The organism is Spirulina subsalsa PCC 9445 (assembly GCF_000314005.1).
Lineage (GTDB): Bacteria > Cyanobacteriota > Cyanobacteriia > Cyanobacteriales > Spirulinaceae > Spirulina_A > Spirulina_A subsalsa.
This window is the reverse complement of sequence record NZ_JH980292.1, coordinates 4,801,399-4,827,158: the sequence shown is the minus strand read 5'-3', so window position 1 is coordinate 4,827,158 and position 25,760 is coordinate 4,801,399. Positions and strand designations below refer to the sequence as shown.

At 47.5% G+C, this 25,760-nt stretch carries 19 protein-coding genes; 9 read left to right on the top strand and 10 right to left on the bottom strand.

Features of this window, described 5'->3' with window-relative positions; all coding sequences use genetic code 11:
* Positions 1–3 precede the first annotated feature (3 nt).
* Both SPI9445_RS0122025 and cbiQ read left to right on the top strand, forming a co-directional pair.
* Entirely contained in the window at positions 4–1,482 is a 1,479-nt protein-coding gene (locus SPI9445_RS0122025) for a CoA-acylating methylmalonate-semialdehyde dehydrogenase (RefSeq protein ID WP_017306960.1), read from the top strand.
* Positions 1,482–2,270 (top strand): cobalt ECF transporter T component CbiQ, encoded by a 789-nt coding sequence (gene cbiQ, locus SPI9445_RS0122020; protein WP_017306959.1) that lies wholly within the window; start codon positions 1,482–1,484, stop codon positions 2,268–2,270. Before SPI9445_RS0122025 ends, cbiQ begins: the two co-directional genes overlap by 1 nt.
* Before the next feature lie 160 nt (positions 2,271–2,430).
* On the opposite strand, the gene rdgB is transcribed toward cbiQ, so the two are convergent.
* The 3 genes from rdgB to SPI9445_RS26610 all read right to left on the bottom strand — a co-directional run bounded on the left by rdgB (position 2,431) and on the right by SPI9445_RS26610 (position 4,805).
* Complete coding sequence (gene rdgB / locus SPI9445_RS0122015) at positions 2,431–3,015, bottom strand: RdgB/HAM1 family non-canonical purine NTP pyrophosphatase (protein WP_017306958.1); 585 nt, start codon at positions 3,013–3,015, stop codon at positions 2,431–2,433.
* Positions 3,016–3,075: 60 nt separating this feature from the next.
* Positions 3,076–4,056 (bottom strand): aldo/keto reductase, encoded by a 981-nt coding sequence (locus SPI9445_RS0122010; RefSeq protein WP_026080008.1) that lies wholly within the window; start codon positions 4,054–4,056, stop codon positions 3,076–3,078.
* A 179-nt stretch (positions 4,057–4,235) separates the two neighbouring features.
* Positions 4,236–4,805: a type IV pilin-like G/H family protein gene (locus SPI9445_RS26610; RefSeq protein ID WP_017306956.1), complete on the bottom strand. Its 570-nt coding sequence runs from the start codon at positions 4,803–4,805 to the stop codon at positions 4,236–4,238.
* A 214-nt stretch (positions 4,806–5,019) separates the two neighbouring features.
* On the opposite strand from SPI9445_RS26610, the gene SPI9445_RS0122000 reads away from it, so the two are divergent.
* The 5 genes from SPI9445_RS0122000 to SPI9445_RS0121980 all read left to right on the top strand — a co-directional run bounded on the left by SPI9445_RS0122000 (position 5,020) and on the right by SPI9445_RS0121980 (position 9,699).
* Entirely contained in the window at positions 5,020–5,559 is a 540-nt protein-coding gene (locus SPI9445_RS0122000) for an NADPH-dependent FMN reductase (protein ID WP_017306955.1), read from the top strand.
* A 143-nt stretch (positions 5,560–5,702) separates the two neighbouring features.
* Positions 5,703–6,305, top strand: a complete 603-nt coding sequence (locus SPI9445_RS26605; RefSeq protein WP_017306954.1) for a helix-turn-helix domain-containing protein — start codon at positions 5,703–5,705, stop codon at positions 6,303–6,305.
* Between the two features lie 208 nt (positions 6,306–6,513).
* On the top strand, positions 6,514–7,173 hold the full coding sequence (locus SPI9445_RS0121990; protein ID WP_017306953.1) for a response regulator: 660 nt from the start codon (positions 6,514–6,516) through the stop codon (positions 7,171–7,173).
* Positions 7,174–7,544: 371 nt separating this feature from the next.
* Positions 7,545–9,260, top strand: coding sequence for a SpoIIE family protein phosphatase (locus SPI9445_RS0121985; protein ID WP_017306952.1), 1,716 nt, complete (start codon positions 7,545–7,547; stop codon positions 9,258–9,260).
* Positions 9,261–9,264: 4 nt separating this feature from the next.
* Entirely contained in the window at positions 9,265–9,699 is a 435-nt protein-coding gene (locus tag SPI9445_RS0121980) for an ATP-binding protein (RefSeq protein ID WP_017306951.1), read from the top strand.
* Positions 9,700–9,978: 279 nt separating this feature from the next.
* Here the strand turns inward: SPI9445_RS0121980 and SPI9445_RS26600 are convergent, their stop codons facing one another.
* The 7 genes from SPI9445_RS26600 to SPI9445_RS0121945 all read right to left on the bottom strand — a co-directional run bounded on the left by SPI9445_RS26600 (position 9,979) and on the right by SPI9445_RS0121945 (position 21,527).
* Positions 9,979–10,725, bottom strand: coding sequence for a Uma2 family endonuclease (locus tag SPI9445_RS26600; RefSeq protein WP_237747998.1), 747 nt, complete (start codon positions 10,723–10,725; stop codon positions 9,979–9,981).
* Positions 10,726–10,838: 113 nt separating this feature from the next.
* A complete protein-coding gene (locus tag SPI9445_RS0121970) occupies positions 10,839–11,588 on the bottom strand; it encodes a Uma2 family endonuclease (RefSeq protein ID WP_017306949.1) in 750 nt (249 codons plus the stop codon).
* Between the two features lie 143 nt (positions 11,589–11,731).
* The gene (locus SPI9445_RS27910) at positions 11,732–16,690 is read right to left on the bottom strand and encodes a PAS domain S-box protein (protein WP_017306948.1); all 4,959 of its coding nucleotides are present in this window, start codon (positions 16,688–16,690) and stop codon (positions 11,732–11,734) included.
* Positions 16,691–16,726: 36 nt separating this feature from the next.
* Complete coding sequence (locus SPI9445_RS26590) at positions 16,727–19,747, bottom strand: PAS domain-containing protein (protein WP_017306947.1); 3,021 nt, start codon at positions 19,745–19,747, stop codon at positions 16,727–16,729.
* 36 nt (positions 19,748–19,783) lie between these two features.
* Positions 19,784–20,647, bottom strand: a complete 864-nt coding sequence (locus SPI9445_RS0121955) for an Npun_R2479 family HD domain-containing metalloprotein (RefSeq protein ID WP_017306946.1) — start codon at positions 20,645–20,647, stop codon at positions 19,784–19,786.
* 206 nt (positions 20,648–20,853) lie between these two features.
* The gene (locus tag SPI9445_RS0121950; RefSeq protein ID WP_026080007.1) at positions 20,854–21,117 is read right to left on the bottom strand and encodes a DUF3146 family protein; all 264 of its coding nucleotides are present in this window, start codon (positions 21,115–21,117) and stop codon (positions 20,854–20,856) included.
* A 32-nt stretch (positions 21,118–21,149) separates the two neighbouring features.
* Positions 21,150–21,527 carry a hypothetical protein gene (locus SPI9445_RS0121945; RefSeq protein ID WP_017306944.1) on the bottom strand — a complete coding sequence of 126 codons (378 nt, stop codon included), beginning with the start codon at positions 21,525–21,527 and terminating at the stop codon, positions 21,150–21,152.
* A gap of 390 nt (positions 21,528–21,917) precedes the next feature.
* Here SPI9445_RS0121945 and SPI9445_RS26585 point away from each other — a divergent pair, with 390 nt between their 5' ends.
* Positions 21,918–23,945, top strand: a complete 2,028-nt coding sequence (locus SPI9445_RS26585; RefSeq protein ID WP_017306943.1) for a serine/threonine protein kinase — start codon at positions 21,918–21,920, stop codon at positions 23,943–23,945.
* 337 nt (positions 23,946–24,282) lie between these two features.
* Complete coding sequence (locus SPI9445_RS0121935) at positions 24,283–25,734, top strand: serine/threonine-protein kinase (protein WP_017306942.1); 1,452 nt, start codon at positions 24,283–24,285, stop codon at positions 25,732–25,734.
* The last annotated feature ends 26 nt before the right edge of the window (positions 25,735–25,760 follow it).

The following is a 25,760-nucleotide window of genomic DNA, read 5'->3' as shown; positions in this document are numbered from 1 at the left end:
ATCATGGCTACAGCGACTCCCCTCCTAAACTACATCAATGGTCAGTGGTACCCCTCCGAGAGTAACGACATCCTAGAGGTTCGGAATCCTGCGACGACAGAGTTATTGAATTATGTTCCCCTCGGCACCGTGGGAGATGTTCACCGGGCGACAGAAGCGGCCGCGAGTGCCTTTGTTACTTGGCGACGAGTGCCAGCCACGGAACGCATTCAGTATTTATTTAAGCTGAAAATCCTGCTAGAAACCCATCTCGATGAGTTATGCCGTTTAATTACCCTAGAATGTGGCAAAACCTTGGCAGAATCCCGGGGAGAGTGGCAACGGGCGATTGAAAATGTGGAGGTGGCCTGTGGGATTCCGTTGTTAATGCAAGGATACAATTCCGAAGATATTGCCCGGGGGATTGATGAGATCATGATTCGTCAACCGTTGGGAGTGACGGCGATTATTGCCCCGTTTAACTTTCCGGGGATGATCCCTTTTTGGTTTTTACCCTATGCGATCGCCTGTGGCAATACTGTTGTCATCAAACCTTCGGAAAAAGTCCCCCTCACCATGCAGAGGACTCTAGAACTTATCGCCCAGACAGGACTTCCGGCCGGGGTGGTGAATTTGGTCAATGGGGCCAAAACCGTAGTCGATGCTATTTTAGAACACCCCACCATCCGGGCGATTAGTTTTGTGGGATCGTCTCCGGTGGCTAAATATGTCTATGGGAAAGCGGCCACTCACGGGAAGCGCGTCCAGTGTCAAGGGGGGGCGAAAAACCCGATTATTATTTTCCCCGATGCCGACCCCAACTTAACGCCCAAAATTGCCGCCGATAGTGCCTTTGGTTGTGCCGGACAGCGCTGTTTAGCGGCCTCTCTCGCGGTGACGGTGGGGGAAGCGCGGGACTGGTTTATTGAGGCCATGACAGAAGTCGCCCAGACGCGCATTGTGGGGGATGGGTTAAATCCAGAAGTCCAGATGGGGCCAGTCATTACCCCCCAAAGTCAAGCCAGAATTGAACAATTGATAGAACAGGGGATCTCAGAGGGGGCGACTCCCTTAGTTGATGGTCGGGGGACTACCATTGCCGGGTATGAACAGGGGAATTTTATCCGGCCGACTCTCTTAAATCATCTGCCACCGGATAGCACTTTAGCGCAAACAGAGATTTTCGGTCCGGTGTTAGGGATTGTACAAGTAGATCGCTTGGAAACCGCCCTAGAATGGGTCAATCGCGGACAATGGGGCAATATGGCTTGTATTTTTACCCAAAGTGGTGCGATCGCCCGTCAATTTCGCTATGAAGCCGAAGCGGGGAATATTGGGATTAATATTGGAGTCGCCGCACCGATGGCCTTTTTCCCCTTTAGTGGCCAGAAAGAGAGCTTTTTTGGGGATTTACATGGTCAGGGAAAACACGCGGTTGAGTTTTTTACTCAAACCAAGGTTGTCGTTGAACGTTGGTTTGAGGATTGGAGTCGGTTGTTTTAATGTCTTTGCATTTAGCGCAATTCGCCTATACCAACCGTTTACGACGTTTACCCCCAGAACATAAGTTAGGGTTTGCGATCGCCCTTTTTATCCTAGGCTACATGGCACCGCCCCCCCTCCAGTGGTTGATTACCCTTTGGGTGGGGGTGTGGATTGTGGTTTATGGGGGAATGCCCCTGCCCCTCTACGGAAAATTATTAAGTCTTCCCCTAGGATTCGCGCTGTTGAGTTTACCCCCCTTAGTCCTCAGTGGGGTGTCTCTCTCCCAAATCGGGGAGATACAGGAGGACATCTGGCAAGGGTTTGCTTTGGGGGGATTTTACCTCTACATCAGCCAACAGGGAGTCCAACAGGCCGGGGAAATTCTCAGTCGTGCGATCGCCCTCACCTCCTGTTTATACTTTATCCTCCTCACCATCCCCCTGATTGAACTTCTCCGCCTTTTACAAAACCTAAAATGTCCTCCCTTAATCCTTGACTTATTGCTGTTAATGTATCGCTTTATTTTTCTTTTAATGGACACAGCCAATGCGCTATTTTTAGCACAAAATGCCCGCTTTGGCTACCGTTCTTTTAACACCAGTTTACGCAGTTTAGGATTATTAATAACTCAACTGTTACACCGCACCTTAGAAAACTATCGCGCCTCCGTATTAGGCTTACAATCCCGAGGATTTAACGGGGAATTTCGGGTTCTACACCAGCGCCGATATTCCCCCAGTTTACGGTATAGTATTGAGGCCATACTAGGTCTAATTTTAATCATCCTAGCCACCCTGAAGCAGTAAACATTAATAGACAATCATACCGATTAAAGTCTCCCTAGTAGGGGAAGATTTGGGGAACGGGGAACGGGGGAAATTCAGGTTTTTGCCCTCAAGTCTATTTAATTGGGTATAAACGGCTAAAAGTCCTAGTAACACTGCTTAGAGGGATATTCAGCAGATCCTATCTATTCCTGATTCCTGAATCTCCCAGTTTCTGCAAAAATAACTGAATAGCCTTGCCACGATGACTAATACTTTGTTTTGTCTCTGGGGACATTTCGGCAAAAGTTAGACCGAGGGCGGGAACATAGAAAATGGGATCATAGCCAAAGCCGTTTTCTCCTCTCGCAGTGAGGGCAATTTCCCCCGCACAACTGGCCTCGACGGTGAGGGCGATCGCACCATTGGGACGAGCAAGGGCGATCGCGCAAATAAATTGAGCCTTGCGCTGAGGGTTATTTTCTAGGGCATTTAACAGCCGTTCTATCCGTTCTGAGTCCGTTTGACCATAACGAGCAGAATAGACCCCGGGCGCGCCATCAAGGGCATCTACGGCTAATCCTGAATCATCCGCGATCGCCCATTCCCCCAAGGCCTGGGCAACTTGGGAAGCCTTTAACGCGGCATTCTCCGCAAAGGTAGTTCCGGTTTCCTCAATGTCTAACTCCTCCGGTTTCAGGGCTAATTCCCACTCCTCCCCTTGTAAGTATTTTTGCAGTTCCCGCAGTTTGCCGGGGTTACTGGTGGCGACAATTAATTTTTTCATGGGATATTGTTTCAATGAAATTGCCGGGAACTCCCCCTCCCCTAAGTAGAGTGGGGGAGTTCACCGAGTCTGGAAAATATTCTGCACCATTTGTTTATCTAAACGGGCTACCGTGCGATTTAATTCCTCCTGTTCCCCCCCATCTAAAAACCATCCTAGCGCCCCTAAATTTTCCTCCGCTTGTTGGACGGTTTTAGCCCCCGGAATGGGGATAGTCCCTTGGCAGATGCACCAATTGAGGGCGACTTGTGCCATCGTTTTCTCTCGCTGTTGTGCGATCGCTCCTAATGTATCTAACAAGGGTTGAATCCCCGGTAATAATTGCCGACAGAGAAACCCCCGTAAACCCGACGGCAACTGTCCCCCCAGTTTATATTTCCCCGTCAACAAACCCAACCCCAAAGGACTATAGGCAATCAATTGAATCCCCAACTCATCACACACCGCCTTTAAATCCAACGTCGTCACCGGATAAGTTGAGAGTAGAGAATACTGCACCTGTAAACTCGTGATGGGAATACCCCGCTCCTGAAAGCGTTTATGCACCTTGCCCAGGCGTTTGGGACCATAATTAGACAATCCCACCCCCTGCACGACTCCCTGTTCGTACAAGTCCCCCAAACCGTCCAATAACGCCCACTCCTGCCACGGGGCATAATTGGCCGTAGACCAGTGCATCTGCACCAAATCCACCGGACGACCCAAACGTTGCGCCGAAGCCTTCCCAGCGCCCACCATTGCCCCCCGTGTCCAACGCCAAGGATAGGCCGCCAATTTGGTCGCAATACGGATTTTCTCCTGATTCACCCCTTGATAGGCTTGGGCAAAGCGTCCGAGGAGTTTCTCACTCTGTCCCTTGAGTTTCCCTGTGCCGTAAGAGTCCCCCGTGTCAAACAAGGTGACACCCCGACTCACACACAAGTTAAACACCCGTTGCAGTTCTTCATCCATACTCGGATCATAGTCCCAGAGGAGACGATTCCCCCAAGCCCAAGTTCCACACCCCATTACGGGAAGAGTTAGTCTTTGTTGCTCGTTCATATTGTCAACGTAAACAGTCATCCATGACATCCTCCCACACTGAATCAACGAGTGGGGAACGGGGGGAAGGGGAGAGGGGGAGCAGGGGGGCAGGGGAGCAGGGGAGCAGAGGAGCAGGGGAGACGAGGAATTCAGACTTATTCCCTACTCCCTATTCCCTATTCCCCGTTCCCGACTCCCTACAAAGAACTAAACCCTCCACGATAATTATTAAACGGGGGTTGATTGCAGCCAATATTGACCCCACCGCCATTAGGGGCTGTATTTTGCAATTCCGCATCTGTGGGAATGATAGGTTTATTGGACTCACAAACCGTCGTAATGGTGAGAACTTCCCCCCAGTCCGCATCAATTAAACCCGTGCCTGCTAGACCAATATAAGCCCGTAATGTGGGCTTTCTAGGGGCTGCCCAGTTGGCGACACTTTCGCCCCCATCTTTAGAGGCGATCGCATAACGATAATTCTCCGTCTGCGCTTGAATCCCCATCCCCAATTCACTTAAGCGACTCGCATAAATCCCAGACGCCACAAAATACATCTGTTGCCCCCGATTAATCGCCCCAATATTCATTTTCGCCTCAGCCTGTTTCGCCTTATTCGCCTGTCCCAACATCGAAGGATAAGCAATCGATGCCAAAATACCAATAATAATCACCACCACCAATAATTCAATCAGCGTAAATCCGGCTGAACCTTGTCCTTGGTGCGCACACTGACCGAGAAAGCGGGTTTTCCAATTCCTATTCATCACCTCTACCCTCCCCTTGTCGTTTTTAGATTAACTACAACGCCCGATTCCCAATTTTTAGAGCGTTGTGACAAAACTTAATCATTTAACAAGTAAACAGTCATACAAACAGCAAAAAATGAGTTCTGCCCTTGATTTGACCCCTTCCCCCTTTTTGTGTTAACTTAAGCGTACTCATTACGACTTTATATAAGCAAACACTGAAAACACAAACATGGTCAAAATTGTTGGTATTAGTGGCAGTTTACGCCCAGACTCCTATAGTGCCTTAGCCTTAAAGCAAGCTGCACAGCGAATTGAGGCACTCGGTGCCGAGATGAACCTTTTAGACATCCGCCAGTTAAATCTCCCCTTTTGTAATGGCGGAGAAGACTATCCCGACTATCCCGATGTCACCCGCTTAAGACAAGCCTTTGAGGAAGCCGATGGGATAATTTTAGCCACCCCGGAATATCATGGCAGCGTGAGTGGTGTCCTCAAAAACGTCTTAGATTTGATGAGTTTTGAGCATTTAGCCGGGAAAGTAACCGGAGTGATTAGTGTTTTAGGCGGACAAGCGAACAGTAACGCCTTAAACGATGTGCGGGTGATCATGCGCTGGGTTCATGCTTGGGTGATTCCTGAACAAATTGCCATCGGTCAAGCTTGGCAAGTCTTCAGTCCCGAAGGCAAACTATTAGACGAGAAATTGGCTCAACGTTTTGATCAATTTGCCCAGAGTTTAGTCGAACATAGCGAGAAATTGAAGGCCTAAGCTCAACGTTTAATTATCAATTATCTTGATCGTCGGAAGAAGACCCTCGATTTTATCGACGGGATGAATTACGACATATTACAACAGCATACCCCAAATTGTAAAATTGTGCTATAATCTTACTAACAATGAGCAAGAATTGAATGCTTAACCTTACTTACAACTATAAGATAATTCCAACCAAAGAGCAGACAGAGAAGATCGAATTAAATTTAACTGTCTGCCAATCTGTTTGGAACTATGCTTTGGCCCAAAGAAAGCTTTGGTATAACAGTCGTAGTTGTCAGGTTAACGCTTGCTCTATTCGTTCTGAATATATTGTTGCTCCCTTTGAATATCCTAACTACCCTACTCAATCTGCCAATCTAACCCAAGCTAAAAAGACTAACGATTTCCTGAAGTCTGGTAATGCCCAAGCGATGCAGCAAACATTGCGGAAATTGGAGCGGGCGTTTAACGACATGAAAAGCAAGGGACTAGGTTTTCCTCGCTTCAAGAGGAACATGAAGTTTTTAGATAAAGCACGGCGTAAGATTAAATTACTACAAAGAAGGCTTAAAAATAAAGACAAAGGGTCTAATAAATGGCAGAAACTACAGCATCGGATCGCTCTATTACATGAAGCCGTAGCCAACAGAAGAAAGGATTACTATTTCAAGTTAGCCCATCAACTCTGTGATGGAGTCAGTAGTAAAACAGCGTGGATTAACTGCGGTCGGTGCGCCCGTGGTCAAACAGCCCAGTAATGGCGTTCTGTCGGGGACTTCGGTCTAGATAAGAGTCTATATGGGAATCCCTCGCTTTCAGCGATGGGAGGTTCAACAAATCGACTATTCCTTTCCGCTTGTGGGATTCCCCTACCACAACCGGAAAAATCAATCTTCTCCCCAGAGATACTCCGCCAATCTGTTAGAATGAGGAACAGTTCACCAAGCGAAATTTAGAAAATTGCCAATGAGTCGTATTCGGGTTGCCCTTGTCGAAGACCATGATTTAACTCGGGTCGGACTGAAAACCGCCTTTCTCCGTGAGAGTGGGATTGAATATGTCGGAGAAGCAACCAACGGGACAGATGGCTTGAAGTTGCTGCAAACTCAACGGCCGGATGTGGGTATTGTAGATATTGGTCTGCCGGGTATTGATGGGATTGAATTGACTCGTCGCTTCAAGTCTTTAGCGGTGGATAAAACCGCCACCAAAATCCTCATTTTGACCCTACAAGACCAAGAAGAGGCCGTCATGGCGGCTTTTGGGGCTGGGGCAGATTCTTACTGTATGAAAGACATTAAATTTGACCTGCTGATGGAGGCGATTCGGGCAACTCATCAAGGGAACGCTTGGATTGATCCGGCGATCGCGCAAATAGTCCTCAGTCAAGCCAAAGCCAGCACCACCCCCCCCAGTAACGATCCCCCCAACTACGGCCTAACAGAACGAGAACTCGAAGTTCTACAACTCATCGTCAACGGCTACAGCAACGCCGACATCGCCCAAGACCTTTACATCACCGTTGGCACCGTAAAAACCCATGTGCGCAACATCTTAAACAAACTCTGCGCCGACGACCGAACCCAAGCCGCCGTCCGCGCCCTTCGTTCCGGTCTAGTTTGCTAATACCCCCCTCAAACCTTCTCAGAGTCCACCTTTTCCGATTCCAGCGTAACTCTCGCCAGCTTTTTGGTAAAATAAGAGAGTCTCAGCAACCGCTCTAGATCCTCAGTCAGTCCACTGAACCCATTGCTCTAGAGCCACTGATAGACATAACGGACAATAAAAACCCCTAAAAATCCCGTTAAAACTCGAACCGAACATTGATCCAACTTGAAACCGTTGTATCCGATTCCGAGATAGTCTGTCAGGGGCTTGGCTTAGACAACAATCAAATGAATCCGGATTCATCGATTCGGGATGTTCTCTTGTTCACCCCTTGATTCTTGTTGAGTCCTCAAACAGTTGAGTCTAAAACCACAAACCGGAGTGAGTGAATGAGTCAGGTAAGCCCCAAAAAACTAAAATTAATGGTGGTGGATGATGAACCTGATAACTTAGATCTGCTTTACCGTACCTTTCGGCGGGACTTTAATGTATTTCGGGCTGACGGAGCTTTAAGCGCCCTCGACACCCTAGAACAAGAAGGCGAAATGGCCGTGATCATCTCCGATCAACGGATGCCCGTCATGAACGGAACCGAATTCCTCAGTAAAACCGTTGATCGCTTTCCAGACACCATTCGGATTCTGTTAACCGGATACACCGATGTAGAAGACCTAGTAGATGCCATCAACTCAGGGAAAGTCTTCAAATACATTACCAAGCCCTGGAATCCCGAAAAACTAAAAGAAACCGTTCAACAAGCCTCAGAAACCTACTTAGTTCTCAAACAACGAACCAACGAACTCAGTCGCGCTCTGCGGCGGGAAGAAATCCTCAACGTGGTGACCAGCACCATTCGGGAGTCCCTCGACTACCAGAATATGCTTAAAACCATCGTCAAGACCATCGGGGAAAAATTTCAAGCCGATCAGGGCATTCTCAAACCCGTTGAAGACAATCAACTCGGGAGTGAATGCTTTCTCTATCCAGCCCTCCCACCTCCTGAAAACGACACAGAAGAAGCTGCTCCTCCTCCCCTCTCCCCGGAAGTAGAAACCCTGCTCAAGACCGTTCTAGCCACCCAAGAAACCCAAACTGAAGGGCGAGCTAATCGAGAGGGAGGCTTGCACCTAGCCATTCCCCTCACCGTACAACAGCAGATTCTAGCCGTTTTATATCTCAACCAACAAAACGCCTTGATTCCTTGGAGCGAGGAAGATATTAGCCTCATCCAATCCGTAGCCGAACAAGCCGCCTTAGCCATCTCCCAAGCCAAACTCTATCAACGGACGCAAGAACAAGCCGAAAAAATGCGCGCTGAACTGGCCGTCGCCCGGCAAATTCAGCATAACCTGCTCCGTCAGAGTTGGGGCGAAACCAAAAATGTCAAAGTACAGGCCAGTTGCTATCCGGCCCGGGAAGTTGGGGGGGATTTCTTTGAAGTCTATGTTCACCCCCAAGGAGATGTATGGCTTGCCGTGGGAGATGTATCCGGGAAAGGAGTTCCCGCCGCCCTCTTTATGGCTAGTGCCATCTCGATTTTGCGACGGGAACTCTCCCAAGAAGGTTCACCAGAACCCGATGTGGTGATGCGGAATCTCAATCAGACCATGAATGAGGACTTATTCAGTACGAATTGCTTCATTACCATGGTTCTCGCCCGCTATAACCCAGAAACTCGCCATCTGGTTTACGCCAACGCGGGTCATATTTACCCCATGTTGTGGCATCACCAGAGTACGATAGATCAGGTAACGGTCAACGAAACCGTCCAACCGGAGTATCTGACCGTGCGGGGGGTTCCAGTGGGCATCTTACCGATTTGGAAAGCAAAAGCGGGAGAAATGACATTAAATTCAGGCGATATTTTTCTGCTCACCAGTGATGGAATTACAGAAGCGACTATAATTCCCCCCTCAAGTCAGGGGACTGATTCTGGGAACTCGAATAGTTCACACAATCCAATGCTGGGTCAGGAGGGACTTTGGCAGTTAATTCTCCAAGAACCTCAGACATTTAATCTCGATAGTTTACTTAATCGTTTTCGCGAATGTACCAATCAAGTTCAAGAAGACGACCAAACGATTCTATTTCTGGAGGTTCTGTAGCTGCATGAAAACAGAGCTAAATGTACCAAGTGATCTCAAGTTTTTAGCCGTAGTTGAGCGTTGGTTGCTTGACTGTCTACAAATTGAACTCGGCGACTCCGTGGAGTGGCCACGCCAGTCTAATCGTTTACGATTAGCCTTGGTGGAGGCTTATTCCAACGTCGTGCGTCATGCCCATCGAGACAAGCCGGATCTCCCGGTATTACTACGCTTAGAGCTAGATGAGCGAGATGTGGCCCTGGAAATTTGGGATCATGGCAATGGTTTTGACCTGTCCACTTATTTACCACCGAATCCTGATGATAAGCAGGAGGGGGGGTATGGCTGGCTCATTATGAACCGTTTAATGGATAAGGTGGAATACCGCCTACAAGTGAATGGTCGCAATTGTTTGAAGTTGGAAACCAGTTTACCGGAGGTTAAGCCAACTGAGGTTTAACGCTTTTATCGTGATCCGTAGGGAAACGAATTATCAACTATCAATTCTTAATCAAGCTCTCCCCACCTGCCTAGGGCGAGGTGGGGGCATCTTCTGCTAATCCCTGACACTCGTGAGTTCACAAATCACTTCAAGAAGAAGCCTTGTCGCTGTCTGCTTACTCTTCAATGCTTTTTGGTATATCGTCGTCTAGCTTGGCGACAATTACGGGATTGTTTTTGTACAGTCTAACCCTCGCTTGAAAGACGAGGGCTTACGGGCATCCCGTTGTTATTTTCGTCAATCATCGGGGTTAATTCCCCGTTCTCGCAAGAGATTACGGAGTTGCTCTAATTCCCGTTCGGCGTCTTCAGCCCGTAACTGCTCCCGTTCAGCCCGGATTCGTTCCTGTTCAGCCCGGATTCGTTCCTGTTCAGCCCGGATTCGTTCCTGTTCAGCCCGGATTCGTTCTTGTTCAGCCCGGATTCGTTCTTGTATCCGTTCCTGTTCCGACTCCTCTGGACTCCGCAAATACTCCCCTGATACCGAGTCGAAAAACCGCAAACGACCATCGGTTAATACCCGCAACTCTAAACCTAACACCTGTGAGGGAATACTCAACATTCCTCCTTCTAACTCCTCTGGGGTTAGAATCTCATATTCTGTCTCGACTAAACGCCGTCCTCGTAGGGGTGGGTTTAAATAATCCCCACTGGGGTCATATTGGAAATACTCCCTCACTCCCATCTGAGCATACAACAGGGGTTTGTCTCGTTCATCGGTGCGGTGGGTGCTGCGAGAGGTGACTTCTAAGATCCAATCGGGTATCCGGTTGTTTTCTTCCCACACTCGATAACTACGACGGGGGCGATTTTCTACTCCAAACACGACAAAGACATCTGGGCAAACTACGGCATCAGGGACACCTTGCTCATAGGATAACCACAGATTGCCGGAGATATAGACATCGGAACGGGGATTAAAGTAGTGTTTCAGGGCTTCTACCCCATAGATGAGATAATCGCGAGCGGGATCACTTTCAGCCATAGGCGCTCCGTCTGGTTCGGGGTAGATGAGGGGACTTTTGAGGGAGGAAGGGTTCATAGGCGATGACAACAACAGTACATTTATTTTAATGTAGCTGGGGAAAAGTGAATTGGCTAGGTGGGTTCGTTATCGGGGTTAATGCCTCGTTCTCTGAGGAGATTGCGCAGTTGTTCTAATTCGCGTTCGGCCCGTTCAGCCCGGATTCGTTCCCGTTCAGCCCGGATTCGTTCTTGTTCAGCCCGGATTCGTTCTTGTATCCGTTCCTGTTCCGACTCCTCTGGACTCCGCAAATACTCCCCTGATACCGAGTCGAAAAACCGCAAACGACCATCGGTTAATACCCGCAACTCTAAACCTAACACCTGTGAGGGAATACTCAACATTCCTCCTTCTAACTCCTCTGGGGTCAGAATCTCATACTCTGCCTCGACTAAACGCCGTCCTCGTAGGGGTGGGTTTAAATAATCCCCACTGGGGTCATATTGGAAATACTCCCTCACTCCCATCTGAGCATACAACAGGGGTTTGTCTCGTTCATCGGTGCGGTGGGTGCTGCGAGAGGTGACTTCTAAGATCCAATCGGGTATCCGGTTGTTTTCTTCCCACACTCGATAACTACGACGGGGGCGATTTTCTACTCCAAACACGACAAAGACATCTGGGCAAACTACGGCATCAGGGACACCTTGCTCATAGGATAACCACAGATTGCCGGAGATATAGACATCGGAACGGGGATTAAAGTAGTGTTTCAGGGCTTCTACCCCATAGATGAGATAATCACGAGCGGGATCACTTTCAGCCATAGGCGCTCCGTCTGGTTCGGGGTAGATGAGGGGACTTTTGAGGGAGGAAGGGTTCATAGGCGAGTCCAACAACAGTACATTTATTTTAATGTAGCTGGGGAAAAGTGAATTGGCTAGGTGGGTTCATTATCGGGGTTAATGCCTCGTTCTCTTAGGAGATTGCGCAGTTGTTCTAATTCCCGTTCGGCTCGGTGAGTGTGTCAATCATCACTATTTCCCAATAAGGTTAAAATACTATTGTAATCGTAGTTATTAATGTAGGTTTTTAGTAATGCAGTAAGTTCGGGTTCTTGCTCACTAATTTCCTGAGTTAATTCCTGAATTTGGCTTAGGTCTAAGCTGAAAATAGCCTCCAGTATTCGATTTTTCCAATCTTCCGGTAGATGTGAGCATTGTTTAATATAAAATTCTGTGTCTTGATTTATAGAGGTTACGGTGTCTTCTTCAGCATAAGTATAATTAAGCCCTAAATACTCGGCTGTTGTTTCTAATATACTAGAAATTTCTAGGGGTTTGTGAATAAAATCATTGCAGCCTAGGTCTAAGGCTTGTTGTTTCTGTTCATCAAAAGCATTGGCGGTTAAGGCAATAATATAAACCGGATTTTTAATCTTATTTTCGGCTTCGATTTGTCGAATTTTTTTGGTTGCTTCGTATCCATCTAAAATAGGCATTCGTAAATCCATCCAAATCAAATGGGGGTTAAATTGTTGCCATTGTTCAATAGCTTCTTGTCCATTATGGGCTTCTCGGACAATAAAGCCTAATGGGGTTAAAATTTGCTGCATCAGTTGACGATTTGGGAGGTGATCATCGACGATTAAAATTCGATATTCGGGTTGGTTGGGGGCTAAACCAATAATCTGTTTGAGGGAGGATGCGGGGGCGGGGGTTTGAGTAAAGGAGGTGAGAATGGGGAGAGTTAAGGTGAATTTAGAGCCTTGTTTCCATTGGGATTCTAGGGTGATTTCTCCGCCCATTAGTTTGGCGTAGCGTTGACTGATGGCTAATCCTAAACCTGTGCCTTGTTGGGATTGAAGGCCGGATTCTGATTGCACGAAGGGATTAAAGAGTTGGGGGATTTCTTCCGACCGGATGCCAATGCCTGTATCTTGGATGGTAAAGGCCAGTTGTATTAAAGATTGACCGGATTCGGGGCTGTGGGGGGGCAAGGTTTCGGCGGGGAGGGGGGTTTGTTCAATGTGGAGGTGAACGGTGCCTTTTTGGGTGAATTTGAGGGCGTTACTGAGAAGATTGATCAGGATTTGGCGAAGTTTGATGCGATCGCCATAAATCCACTCCGGCACCCCTTCCCCTTGGCTGATGGTGAATTGCAGTTGTTTTTGTTGGGCTTTTAACCGGAACAGATTATAGAGTTCATCCACAATCCGGGACAAGTGACAATCTTCGGCATGAACGGTTATTTGCCCCGCTTCAATTTTGGAAATGTCGAGAATATCATTAATTAAACTCAGTAAGTGTTCCCCACTTTGGCGGATAATGTGTAGGTTTTCCTGTTGGGGTGGGGTGAGGTTTTCTGCCCCGTCGAGGACTTGAGCAAAGCCTAAAATGGCGTTTAAGGGCGATCGCAACTCATGACTCATATTCGCCAAAAACGTACTTTTCGCCCGGTTTGCCGCCTCTGCCGCTTCCTTCGCCTTCTCCAATTCCCCCTGAATCTCCTTAAGGGTCGTAATATTTAACAGAATCCCATTCCAAGCAATCGCCCCATCAGACCGTCGCACCGGACGGGATTTCCCCATTAACCAAATCGTTTCCCCAGAAGGCAAAATATGCCGCCATTCATGGGAAAAACTGGAGAATTCCTGAATACTGCGTTCCGACACACAACGATACCCCTCTTGATCCTCCGGGTGCATTTGGTTCAGCAACAAATTAGCATCCTCATAGACCGCCTCTAAAGGCACTTGACAGAGTTCCTCCACCCCCTCACTGACATATTCAAACCTCGCGGTATTGCCATAATCCACGATGGTATAGAGCATTCCGGGGATATTACTGGCAATCGAACGTAAGCGTTCCTCATTTTCCCGCAGTTTGTCCTCCGCTTGTTTCCGATCCCGGATATCCTGAATTTGGGAGACAAAATACAGGGGATTCCCTTCTGGATCTCGCACCAAAGAAACCGTTAACAGAATCCAAATCACCTCCCCTGTCTTGCTCAAATAGCGTTTTTCTAGGTTATAGGTGCGCAGCACGCCATTTAATACCTGTGTCGCCAAGTTCCAGTCCACCAGCCAATCATCGGGATGGGTGATCTCCTCCACAGTAAACGCCAGTAACTCCGCCTCACTGTAACCCAACATTGCGCACAACGTCCGATTCACCTTCAACCATCTACCATCGGGAGAAACTAAAGCCATTCCCGTTCCCGCATCATCAAAAGCACGACGAAAACGCTCCTCACTTTCCCTGAGTTGTTCTTCCGTTTGTTTTAAATCTGTAATATCTACCTCAATGCCATCCCAAACCACCCGACCATCCTCCAAACGGCGAGGAGTAGAGCGAATTTGCGACCACTGAATACTCCCATCGGGGGCATACTTGCGCATTTGCATCCCAAAAACCGACAAATTATCCAAAGATTCTTGAGTCAGTCGCTGATGCAGAGGGCGATCTTCTTCCACAATTAAGTTATATAAAACCGACCCATCCGCCACCACCTGTTCCGGGGTAACTCCCACCAATTGTTCAATCCCCGCCGTGATGTAAGAAAAGTAATATCTCCCGTCAGGATCTCGAACCATGCGATAAATACAACCTTTGGGCAGATTATCCCCCAAAATCCTCAATTGAGTTTCTCGTTCTTGCGCTTCTAACTCAGCCTGTTTGAGATCGCTAATATCTTGAATTTGAGCCGTAAAATAGAGTGCTTCTCCCCGATCATTCCGCACTAAAGAAATATTAGACACCGCCCAAATAATCTGTCCCTGTTTATGGAGATAACGCTTTTCTTCCTGATAAACCCTCATCTGGTTCTGCAACAAACGCTCTAACGCTTCTTGAGTTTTAGGTAAATCATCCGGGTGAGTTAAATCCTTACAGTGCATTTGCAAAAGCTCAGTTTTACTGTAGCCAAATAACTGGCAAAAACTTTGATTGACTCGAATAAAACGCCCCTCCGTAGACACTAAAGCCATCCCAATAGCCGCATCATCAAAGGCACTGCGAAAACGCGCCTCACTCTCCTGTAAACGAGCCGCCACCCGTTTCCGTTCCGTGATATCCCGAATCGTTAAGAGAACTTCATGGTCATTTAACTTGACCATTTGCACTTCTTCATCCTGCCATTTCCCCTGCACCCAGACACGCTGCTCATACACCTCTCGCTTCCCCGTAGGTAATACCTTTTGGAGAGCCTCCCACTGACGTTGAGCAACGGGAGGATCCGGCAAATCATCTAAGCATTTACCCACCCATTGTTCTGTGGGGTTTAAACTTTGGGTGTAAGGAGAATTGACAAAATCGGTATAGATGCCCTGATCATTAAGACAAAACATTAAGTCAGGAATAGCACTCAAAATCGCCTGTTTTTTCCGTTCACTTTCTTGGAGAGCCAATGCGATTCGTTCCCGTTCCTGTAAGGCCATCTTTTGTTTCGTGATATCCCGCACAATAATTAACACATCGTCCTCCCGACAAGGCACCACCCGACATTCTTCATAGACTATTTCCCCGTCAATGATTAACTCTTGCTCATAAATTTGTAACTTCCCAGTCATTAACGCCTGCTCCGTAGCTGCTAAACGTTTTTCTGCCAAATCCGGAGGCAGGATATCCCAGACACTGTTCCCCAATGTTTTGTAGCAGTCGGGATCGATTAAACGAATATGATCGGGGTTATATACGGCTAAACGGGTGCCATCTCTCCTCAAATGGAGTAAAAGGTCAGGAATGGCGGCTAAGGTGGCTTCATGGGTCTGGAGGAGGTCTTTCAGACGCTGTTCTGTATTGAACTGTTCTGTGATATCTCGCACCATGACTAACGTTTCATTCTCCCCACAGGGCATCACCCGACATTCCTCATAGTAGATTTTGCCGTTGAGTTCTACCGTTTGTTGATAGAGTTGTAATTCTCCGGTATCCAAAGCTTGGTTAATGTACTGCAAGCGAGTCTGGGTTAAATCGGCAGGGAGTGCATCGGCAATATTTCCACCAATGGGATCATCAAGATGGGAGGGGATTAAATGCACTTGCTCCTCATTGAAAAGGCTTAAACGGGTACCATCCCGTCTAATCCGGATTAAAAGATCAGGAATGGCTTTCAACATAGCGCGCTGAGTCTGAAGTAAGGTTTTGAGGCACTCTTCCATCTCGATATGTTCGCTAATATCGGTTTGTACCCCAATAAAGTGGGTCACTTTTCCCGTTTCGTCATGGATGGGGGAGATACTTAATTCATTCCAAAATAATGTCCCATCTTTGCGATAATTGCGTAGTAGGACTTGGGTGGATGTTCCTTGGGCGATCGCCTCCCGCAGTTTTTTTCGTTCCGCTTGTTGCCAATCTCCCCCCTGAAGAAAGCGGCAGTTTTTGCCTAACACTTCCTCAGACTTATAGCCCGTAATCCGCTCAAAGCCGGAATTCACATACACTAAGGGATAGTCTCGGTCTTGAGCATCCACAATTGTAATCCCATTGGTTGAGTTGGCGATCGCACGCTCCAACAAACGCAATCGCTCCTCACTCGCTTTCCGAGTCGCCGTTTCCTGTTTTAACTGTTTCTGTTGTCGGTTAATCTGTTGGCTAAAGCGTTTTTGCGCCACTTGACTATCAATCCGTCGCCGGACTTCTTCCCCACAAAATGGCTTTAAAATATAATCACATCCTCCCATTTCATAGACCTTTCGTCTTTGTTCCTCCGTGAATAAAGCCCCTAATAAAATAATCGGCTTATCACATTTTTGTAGCTCTTTAAGAATATTCTTACAAATCTTATAATCTTCACAGATAGCCAACTGAACCCCTAATAAAATTAAATCTGGCTGTAAAGATTTTACCAAATTTATACTATTGTCTGAAGTTTTAGTCACTGTAATTCGATAATCATAGGGCTTTAATTGCTCCAACAATAAGCAAAGATCCCTAGGATTTTTCTCAATAATCAGAATGTGAATAGGTTCAGCAGCATTATTCATAGTCTTATAGATTAAAAATTAACAGTCTTTCAAAACTCACCCCTTGCCTTGAATTGGTAACTCAATTATAAATTTTGTTCCCTTACCTAATTCAGACTCACAATATAATCGGCCTTGATGATTATTCACGATAATCTGATAACTCACAGAAAGACCCAATCCAGTCCCATTCCCTACTCCTTTCGTTGTATAGAAAGGATCAAAAATTTGAGATATTTTATTGGGATCAATTCCTACACCATTATCAGAGATTGTAATTTTAATCCAGTGCTTATTCAATAATGTTGTATTAATTAAAATACAGCCCGGATCTTCTAAAATAGCGGCATTGTCCCACTGCCTATTCCTCTGTTTAATGGCATCAATTCCATTGGTAATTAAATTAAAGAAAACCTGATTAAGTTGACCGATATCACAATAAATAGACGGCAGTTCTTCATAGTTACGAGAGATCATAATGTTGGGCATCTCATGGCGTTCCGTTTTCAGTTCATTGCGTAACACCATTAAGGTACTATCCAGATTTTCGTGTATATTGACACTCTTAAAGCCCGATTCATCTAATCGGGCAAACGTCCGCAAAGACTGCACAATATCCCGGATACGAATTGAACCCAGCCACATAGAATCCAACAACTTTGTAATATCTTCCGTGATGAACTCTAAATCCATCTCTTCGATAGCTTCCGCAATCTCTGGCGTTGGCTCAGGATAGGTTTCCTGATAAAGCTTAATTAAACCCAGTAAAGATTCAGCATAGGTTCTGGCGGGTTCTAAATTGCCATAGATAAAATTAATCGGATTATTAATCTCATGGGCAATTCCAGCCACCAATTGACCCAACGAGGACATTTTTTCTGCTTGCACCAGATTTGTTTGTGCCTTTTGTAATTCTTCCAGAGTTTGTTCTAACTCCCGCGTTTTACTTTGGGCTTTTTGATAAAGTTCCGATTGATTAATAGCAATAGCAATTTGATCCGTTGCCATCTGCAAAAGCTGTAAAGCCACCTCATCCCAAGGTTCTATCTCCACACTTCGCATACAGTTTAACACCCCTAAACCGTTATTAGTTGGGATGGGTAAAAACAAAGCTGAAGTAACAGACCTCTCTATAAAAAATGCCCTCATCGTAGGATCTGTTACAGTTTGGGTATCCTCAATTTGGAAGCTTTTTCCCTGTTTGAGTTGTTCCAACATCATAGGATTTGCTGCCGAGGGAAATTGTCCCAAATAGGATAAAGATTCCGGAACTTTTGCCTCAGTAATAACCTCCCAATACCCTAAAGCAAAGATTGGATCATCGGGCATTGTTTCATCCGGGGGATGATACCAAGCAAACGTACAAGCACTGACAGGTAACAAATTATAAATTTCCGCTACGGTGGCTTCTAATACCGTTTGTAAATCCAAAGATTGGCGAATTTGACTGGCTAATAACTGTTGTAGAGCATCCCGAGTTTTTGCGCTAGCTTGCAGTTGTTCCTGAGACTCTTTCAGTGCCATTTCTGTAAGTTTCTGCTCATTAATAGTTTGAGCCGTTCCGACAATACGATAAATTTTCCCCTGTTCATTGCGCAAAGGATTTAAGGTTGTCAAAAACCAGATGTTTTCTCCCTCCACCGTCAAAGACTCTTCATAGGTGATAGATTCCCCTCTTTTTACACAACTTGTGTAATGAGCCGTCAGTATTGCGCCAACCTCTTCACCAAACAAGTCCCGAGGTTTTTTGCCAAAAACATAACTAGAGGGAATCTTCATTAACTGATCTGCAAAAGGATTCCACCCCACATAATAAAACTCTCCATCCGGTTGAACATCAAGCATGAAAATAGCTTGAGAAATTCCTTCATAAATGCTGCGTAAAAACTCCTCCCGTTGTTGTAATGCTAATTCCGCTTGACGACGTTCAGTAATATCTAAAACAGTGCCAAAAAGTTGAATCACCTCCCCTTGCTCATTCCTAATCGCTTCCCCTCGTACATCTAAATGGCGCAATTCTCCACTATTGACCTGATAAATTCGGTAATCCATACAAAAAGGAGCGCCAGTGGCCAACGTTTGACTGACAATTTCATTATGAATGGGTTGATCATCAGGATGAATGTTCTGGGTAAACTGTTCCAGAGTCGGTGTTTCTCCCTCCGGATCCCAGCCATAGATGCGAAACATCTCCTCAGACCAACTTATTTTCCCCGTCAAGACATCAAATTCCCAGTTACCAATATGGGCAATCCGTTGCGCTTTTTGCAATTGTTGCTCACTTAATAATAGGGCTTGGGTGGCCGCTTGCCGTTCCCGAAAGGCGGCTTTTTGTTGGCTAATATCATTGACCAACACCCCCACCCCCAACGCTTCGCCCTTCTCCACCTGCGCCAAAAATAGAGACACTGACCAAGTAGATTCTCGGGTGGGATCATGGGGATCTACCGTCGTCACTTCTTGTTCTAAAATCGCCTCTCCTGTGTTGATAACCTGTTCACATAGAGGGGCTAAAAAGGCCACCTGCTCGGGTAAAACTTCTGCTAGGGTACGGTTTAAATGGTCTGCTAACCTCTTACCGTTTAATTGGGCTAAATATTCATTAATAAAGCGAAATCGCAGGTCAAAATCTAGGAAAGCTATTCCGGTCGGGATGGTGAGAAAAAAGGCTTCTAGTGGGCTATTTGGGGGGTCTGATGGCTGGTTTAGGGTTTGTGGGGTTACGTCTGTAATCACCCCTTCAAAACGGGCTGGGGTTCCTCGGACTCGCCAGAATTTATTCCGCAAGAAGCGCATGGCTCCATCGGGGCGAATAATGGGATAGTGGAGTTCCTTAACTTCCCCCAGTTTGAGGGTATTGAGGGCTTGGATTAGGCGATCGCGCTCTGGAGGATATATAGCCTCCCACCAGCCCGTTGGACAGTGGTTTTCATCGCAAATCGCCCCCCCAAAAATGTTCTCTAGTGCCGGATTAAAATACAAAAATCGACGAGCCTTATAACTCATTGACCAAACCCCCTCTTGGAGTTCAGCCAACAACCGGGAATAGTCAAACGAGAAGGGGGATGAAGAACTCATGATCAACCTGGATAAAAACGAGAAAACGAAACACTTTTAGGAGGCTAAAACCCTCTCCACTCTCGGATCTTCCTCATGTTCAACTTGGAACACCGTCGCGTATAGATTGGCAATCACCTGTTTTCCGGCTTGGGTTAAATTCAGATACTTTAACCCCGTTTGAATATAAGGATAAACCGCTTTCCAATAAAAACTAGGATAATTCGCCCGCAAATCCCCCGGCGACTGATAGCCTAAAAACTTGTTTGTCCCAATTTCCTCGAACTCATAAAACAAAGCCGGAATTTTTTGTAAATACCGAGGATCACTTAACTGGCCGATTAAATCCGCCGCCCGCACTAAACCGGGGTAATTCTCCGTATTTTTATGATCTTCATCCGCCGGCACCGGAAACCGAGTTAACTCAATATTTTCCTTGAGAATTTCCGCATCAATTAACTTATGACCGCGAAAACGCTCCATGACAAAAGATTTGCCCCGATCTACATGATAGGGGGCTAACGCCGCATCACTCGCCCCCGGGGGCAGTTCAATCATTTGTTCGTCTACCCCAGTCGCGTAGAGATTGGACTTAGGGCGATCGCGCCGACAAACTCCCTTCACATACCCAATATCATGGCACAACAGGGAAATATGAAAATGCAGCCAATCCTCCGGAGTCGCCCCCCCCTCCTTAATATGCTTTCCCCGTAAGATTTCTTGACCCACCAACGTGACAAAAATAGTATGTTCCACGTTATGATACAGCGCGTCACTATTGGCAATATTTTCTAAAGCCATTCCCGCCGCCCAAGAAATAATCTCAGAATACTCCGACTTCCAGCCCCCGTAAGTCCGATGATAACCCCGGTTCAGTTGCGTAACAAGATGATCAATCAATAAATTTGTGGACAAAAACATAGGGAATTCCCAGTGAATCGCTAAGGAAGGATAGACTGCCAAGAACAACCAAACCGTAGGGTTACGACCCCGGAAGGTTCTCCCTTTAGTTTAACTCAGGGCTTGCTCTGAGTTCCCCCTTCTTTACAACCTCCTATCCCTTGGGACTTGACAAAATGCACACAAGCCCAACTTGTTAAGGTTGGGGCATGGGGAATTCCCAGCTATCAAAACAAGGCTCGCACCGTAAACTCATAATCACTCCCTGGCTCCAATTGATAATCTGAACGCTCCAGAAAACGACTGAGGGGTTCTAGAATTAAAGCCCGTCCGAGAGAAGGTTGAATGATTAAGATACCCTGACGAAAATGCCATTGAAACTCCCACTCATAGGAAGCGGCGCTCACTTCCCCCTCAATTTTTCCTTGTTGCCAAGACTGCCCCGTAATCCGGACATGAGCAATGGTTTCAGGCAAATGCTTAGAACTCACAGGCGGCGTAGTTAAATCGCTACATCAGCAGATCACCATAGCAAATTTCTAAAAAAATTGCCGATCACCTGCTGCACTTTATCATCCAAAATCTCCCAATCTACCTCTCCGTTTTCGTCTAATAAACGGGTATCAATTTCCACTAGCTTTTCTTCTGTTGAATCAGTAACCTCGTACTGAATAAAACAAACCTGAAAGCAGAGTTCCCATAGGTTTACTCGTACTATTTTATTCTCATGGGTCAGACAGAGTTGATGGCCGGGATAGGGGGTTTCGACCTCTTCATAATGACTTTTGCCCGGAAAGCTGTCCAGTTGCTTGCGGAGGTTGTCCACCACGCGGATTAAGATGGGCTGCATGAGCAGTTGAGCTTGTTCCCAGTCTTGAGTTGTGCGGAATTTGGGTTTCATGGTGTGAAGGTTAAAACTCAGGGGAAATGTCTAGGGTAGAAGGGAATGGGCAAAAGAACAAGACCACAATTTGAGCTAGTCGCTGGGAGTAGGGGGGCAGGGGAGCAGGGGGGCAGGGGAATAGTAGCTAGTGAATAGCCAAAACTCTTTTATTTTAGGGAACAGGGAACGGGAAGGGGGAGGTAATAGTTAATAAGTCTTAATTCCTTGTCTCCCTCTCTCCCCCTCCCCCCGATTCCCTAGGGCGCAAGCATTGCGCCCCTACACCGATTCCCGACTCCCGACTCTCGGACTTATTAAGCAATAGGGGTAAATTGCCTAACCGATACCCCTTAAAATCGGATGGTGATATGTCAAGATAAAGTCAAAATAGCTTAAATCAATCGGTTTATGATTGGAAAACTACTAGATGGGCGTTATAAAATTATTCAAACACTAGCGGCGGGTGGATTTGGTCAAACTTATCTCGCTCACGATACCCGTCGTCCCGGGCATCCCATTTGTGTGGTGAAACAGTTACATCCTGTGAGTCAAGATCCCCAATTTTTGACCACAGCGCGCCGACTCTTCACAACAGAGGCAGAAACTTTAGAACGTTTGGGGATGCACAGTCAAATTCCCCGATTATTGGCTTATTTTGAACAAGAAGCAGAATTTTATTTAGTTCAGGATTATGTGGAAGGACATCCTTTAACTCAGGAGTTGGTGAAAGGTCAACGCTGGGAAGAGGGAAAAGTGATCCAACTGTTGCGCGAACTGTTGGAGGTGTTGACTTTTGTTCATGGTCAAAATGTGATTCACCGGGATGTTAAACCGGATAATATTTTGCGCCGGGATGGGGATAGGCGTTTGGTGTTGGTGGATTTTGGGGCGGTGAAGCAGATTCGCTCTCAAGTGGCTTTTAATCCTTACGGGGCAGCGAATACGGTTTCTGTAGGAACGCCGGGCTATATGGCCAGTGAACAGGCCAGGGGCCAGCCTTGTTTTGCCAGTGATTTGTATTCGGTGGGGGTGATTGCCATTCAGGCGTTAACGGGGGTGAGTCCTCAACAGTTTGATTATGATTCTCAAACTGGGGAGATTGTCTGGCAACGGGATTGTTGTAGTCCGGGTTTGGGGGCGATTTTAGAGCGTTTGGTGGCCTATCATTTTCGGGAGCGTTATCAGTCGGCGGCTGAGGTGCTGACGGTGGTTTCTAATCTTCATGTGACGGCGGCTCCCACCGCCCAATTGCCTGCTCTTGCTCCCCTTCCACCTCCCACGGTGCCGCCGTTGTCGGAACAGGCGACGCTGGCTGTGGCTCCGTTGGAGATGTCGGTTCATCGGGTGTCTCCTCCTAAGACGGCGCGAGGGGGATATACTCCAACTCCCAAGGGGAAAAAGGGGCCGAATCCTCTGTTGTTGCTGTTTTGTTCGGTGTTTGCGGTGATGTTTTCGGTGGCGTTTGGGGCAACCTTTGCGCTCAATCGGTTACAGCCCCAATCGGGGACGGCGAATAATGCACCCCGGCGTTCTAATCCGGTGTTGGATTGGTTTGGGGGGCGTGAGGTGTCTTTTGAACGACGGCCGACTTGTACGGTGTTGGTGGAGAATGGGTTAAATGTGCGCGATCGCCCCAATGGCCAAATCGTCGGCGGGGTGGAACGGGGAACGGTCTTGAGTCTCACGGGTCGCAAGGCGGATGATTGGGTACAAATTAATGACCCGGTGGAGGGGTGGGTTTCCAGTCAGCCTCAATATGTGACCTGTGATCAGGATTTTACGTCCCCTGTGGCGCGGGAATCCTCTCCTGAGCCATCCAGTCCTCCTGTGGCTTCTCCTACCCCAGAAAGACCTGCTTCAGACTCAGGAGGGGATATTTTAAGTCGGGCGCAGGAACGGTTTCAAAATGGGGATTTATCGGGGGCGATTGAGTTGGCGCGTTCTATTTCTCGTCGCAGTGAGGCCTACCGTCAAGCCCAGAATACGATGGCTCAATGGCAACAGGAATGGCAGGTTTTAGAACGGCGTTATGAGGCAGCACGACGGGCTTTAGCGGAACGTCGTTGGGATGATGCGATCGCCCACGCCAATACTAACCCCAGTGAGTATGAGTATTGGAAAACCCGTTTTCTCCAGATTGCCAAGGAAGCCCGCGATCGCAAAGTGGAACAAGAACGCCAAAGCACCCCCAGCACTCGTCCCTCTCCCCCCATCATCACAGAAGATTCTCTAACCTCCCCCGTGGTGGAAAAACCCCAAAAGCCCGAGGAAGAAAACGGAGGCTGGATTCTGAATCCTCCTAAACCTACTCCCTCCGAGGTCACAACCCCAACCTTTATCTCCCCCGAACCGATTGAGGAGTTAACCCCTTCTCGTCCCGTCGCAGAACCTGAGAGTCCCAACTCGTCTTTTGTTGAACAACCGGGTTTGCAGTAGCACAATCCTTTAACTGGGCTAGGGAACGGGGAGCAGGGGAGCAGGGGAGCAGGGGAATAGTGGGTAGTGAATAGCCAAAACTCTTTTATTTTAGGGAACAGGGAACAGGAAACAGGGAACAGGGGGGGAGAGTTCCCGGACTCCCGATTCCCGACTCCCTAGGGCGCAAGCATTGCGCCCCTACACCGATTCCTGACTCCCTATTCCCCGTTCCCCGTTCCCTTAACTTGTCAAGATTGGGTAATACAACATCTTTCCAGTCTTGCCATAGACTAAGATGAGGGACAGTAGTGATTTTGCTGAAAAGTCCCCACTCTGGCACTTCTGCATAGATATTATGGAAATCCTCTGTACTCGTCCCGGCTGCCCGAAACCTAACAATGTTTTCCCAGACCTTGATGATCAGAACACATTAAAAACCACCCAGCAAAAGTTTTGTATGACCTGTGGGATGCCCTTGATTTTAGGGGGGCGCTATCTTCCTTTCCGTCTGTTGGGGCGCGGGGGATTTGGGGCGGCCTTTCTCGCCCGCGATCGCTACACTACCAGTTTACGGTTATGTGTAGTCAAGTTATTCCAACCCGCCGGAGATCCTAGTCCCAAACAATTAGAAATTGCCCTCGGTTTATTTCAGCGGGAGGCCGAAGTGTTGGAAGAATTGGGCGTTCATCCCCAAATTCCCGACTCCTACGCCTTTTTCCCCTTAATGGTGCCGAGTATAGGACAAAACAAGGAAGAACAGTTTTTCTATTTGGTGCAAGAATACATCGACGGGGAAGACCTAGAACGAGAACAAGCCCAGAAAAGCATCTATTCAGAAGCGGAAGTCATCGAGATCCTGCAAGCCATTCTGCACATTCTCAAGTTTGTCCATGAACACCATTCCATCCATCGGGATATTAAACCCTCCAATATCATGCGCAGTAAAGCGGGTAAGTTCTATTTACTGGATTTTGGAGCGGTGAAACAGGTGACGGCCAGCGCAGCAACACCCCAAGGCCGCTCAACAGGCATTTATTCTATGGGCTTTGCCCCCCCAGAACAGATGCAGGGGGCGCAAGTTTATCCCTCAACGGATTTATATGCCCTGGCCTGTACGGCGTTAACCTTATTAACAGGCAAACCCCCCGAAGACTTGTATGATTCCTATAGTAATGATTGGAATTGGCGACCCCATGCCCCCCAAGTGAGCGATCGCCTCGCCGACGTTCTCGACCGGATGTTACTCGCTAGCCCTAAGTCCCGCTTTCAATCCGCCCAAGAAGTCCTAAACGCCCTACAAGAGCCTGTAGCCGCCCCTCCCCCGCCCAAACCTGTCCCACCTCCCCCCAACGTTGTACAGCCGCCTACCACCCGTTCTCCGGCCCCTTCCCCTGCCCCCCCACCCCCTCCCACCCCCTCCCCTGCCAAGTCCTCCTTTTCCCTTCTGGAAATTCTCGGCAGTGCTGCCTTTACCGGATTTAGTGGGGTCTTGCTTTATATCACCCTGCTAACGTTTTTCGGCAATCCGGCCATTAGTATGGGGCTATGGGGAGCCACCTTGGGGGGGCTGATTTATGCCCAAATTCGTCGCTTGATTGAAAAATGGGATCTGGCCATTTTAGGGGGGCTGAGTTTCTTAATCACTTGGGGGATGGTTGCTTGGCAGGGTTTTGGCTTCCCGGAAATTTTTGCCGTGATGCCTGTACCGATTGCCCTGTTGATGCTTGGGATTTTAATGGCGGCGGTTATTGTGTTAATCACCACCATTTTTAGGCTGATTTATCAGTTATTATCCAATGTGTTGTAACGGGAGAAACCAAAAAGGAATAGACA

Excerpts from the sequence above, each read along its gene's own strand:
- SPI9445_RS0122025 (WP_017306960.1), top strand. The coding sequence starts at position 4 with ATGGCTACAGCGACTCCCCTCCTAAACTACATCAATGGTCAGTGGTAC.
- cbiQ (WP_017306959.1), top strand. The coding sequence starts at position 1,482 with ATGTCTTTGCATTTAGCGCAATTCGCCTATACCAACCGTTTACGACGT.
- rdgB (WP_017306958.1), bottom strand. The coding sequence starts at position 3,015 with ATGAAAAAATTAATTGTCGCCACCAGTAACCCCGGCAAACTGCGGGAA.
- SPI9445_RS0122010 (WP_026080008.1), bottom strand. The coding sequence starts at position 4,056 with ATGAACGAGCAACAAAGACTAACTCTTCCCGTAATGGGGTGTGGAACT.
- SPI9445_RS26610 (WP_017306956.1), bottom strand. The coding sequence starts at position 4,805 with ATGAATAGGAATTGGAAAACCCGCTTTCTCGGTCAGTGTGCGCACCAA.
- SPI9445_RS0122000 (WP_017306955.1), top strand. The coding sequence starts at position 5,020 with ATGGTCAAAATTGTTGGTATTAGTGGCAGTTTACGCCCAGACTCCTAT.
- SPI9445_RS26605 (WP_017306954.1), top strand. The coding sequence starts at position 5,703 with ATGCTTAACCTTACTTACAACTATAAGATAATTCCAACCAAAGAGCAG.
- SPI9445_RS0121990 (WP_017306953.1), top strand. The coding sequence starts at position 6,514 with ATGAGTCGTATTCGGGTTGCCCTTGTCGAAGACCATGATTTAACTCGG.
- SPI9445_RS0121985 (WP_017306952.1), top strand. The coding sequence starts at position 7,545 with ATGAGTCAGGTAAGCCCCAAAAAACTAAAATTAATGGTGGTGGATGAT.
- SPI9445_RS0121980 (WP_017306951.1), top strand. The coding sequence starts at position 9,265 with ATGAAAACAGAGCTAAATGTACCAAGTGATCTCAAGTTTTTAGCCGTA.
- SPI9445_RS26600 (WP_237747998.1), bottom strand. The coding sequence starts at position 10,725 with ATGGCTGAAAGTGATCCCGCTCGCGATTATCTCATCTATGGGGTAGAA.
- SPI9445_RS0121970 (WP_017306949.1), bottom strand. The coding sequence starts at position 11,588 with ATGAACCCTTCCTCCCTCAAAAGTCCCCTCATCTACCCCGAACCAGAC.
- SPI9445_RS27910 (WP_017306948.1), bottom strand. The coding sequence starts at position 16,690 with ATGAATAATGCTGCTGAACCTATTCACATTCTGATTATTGAGAAAAAT.
- SPI9445_RS26590 (WP_017306947.1), bottom strand. The coding sequence starts at position 19,747 with ATGAGTTCTTCATCCCCCTTCTCGTTTGACTATTCCCGGTTGTTGGCT.
- SPI9445_RS0121955 (WP_017306946.1), bottom strand. The coding sequence starts at position 20,647 with ATGTTTTTGTCCACAAATTTATTGATTGATCATCTTGTTACGCAACTG.
- SPI9445_RS0121945 (WP_017306944.1), bottom strand. The coding sequence starts at position 21,527 with ATGAAACCCAAATTCCGCACAACTCAAGACTGGGAACAAGCTCAACTG.
- SPI9445_RS26585 (WP_017306943.1), top strand. The coding sequence starts at position 21,918 with ATGATTGGAAAACTACTAGATGGGCGTTATAAAATTATTCAAACACTA.
- SPI9445_RS0121935 (WP_017306942.1), top strand. The coding sequence starts at position 24,283 with ATGGAAATCCTCTGTACTCGTCCCGGCTGCCCGAAACCTAACAATGTT.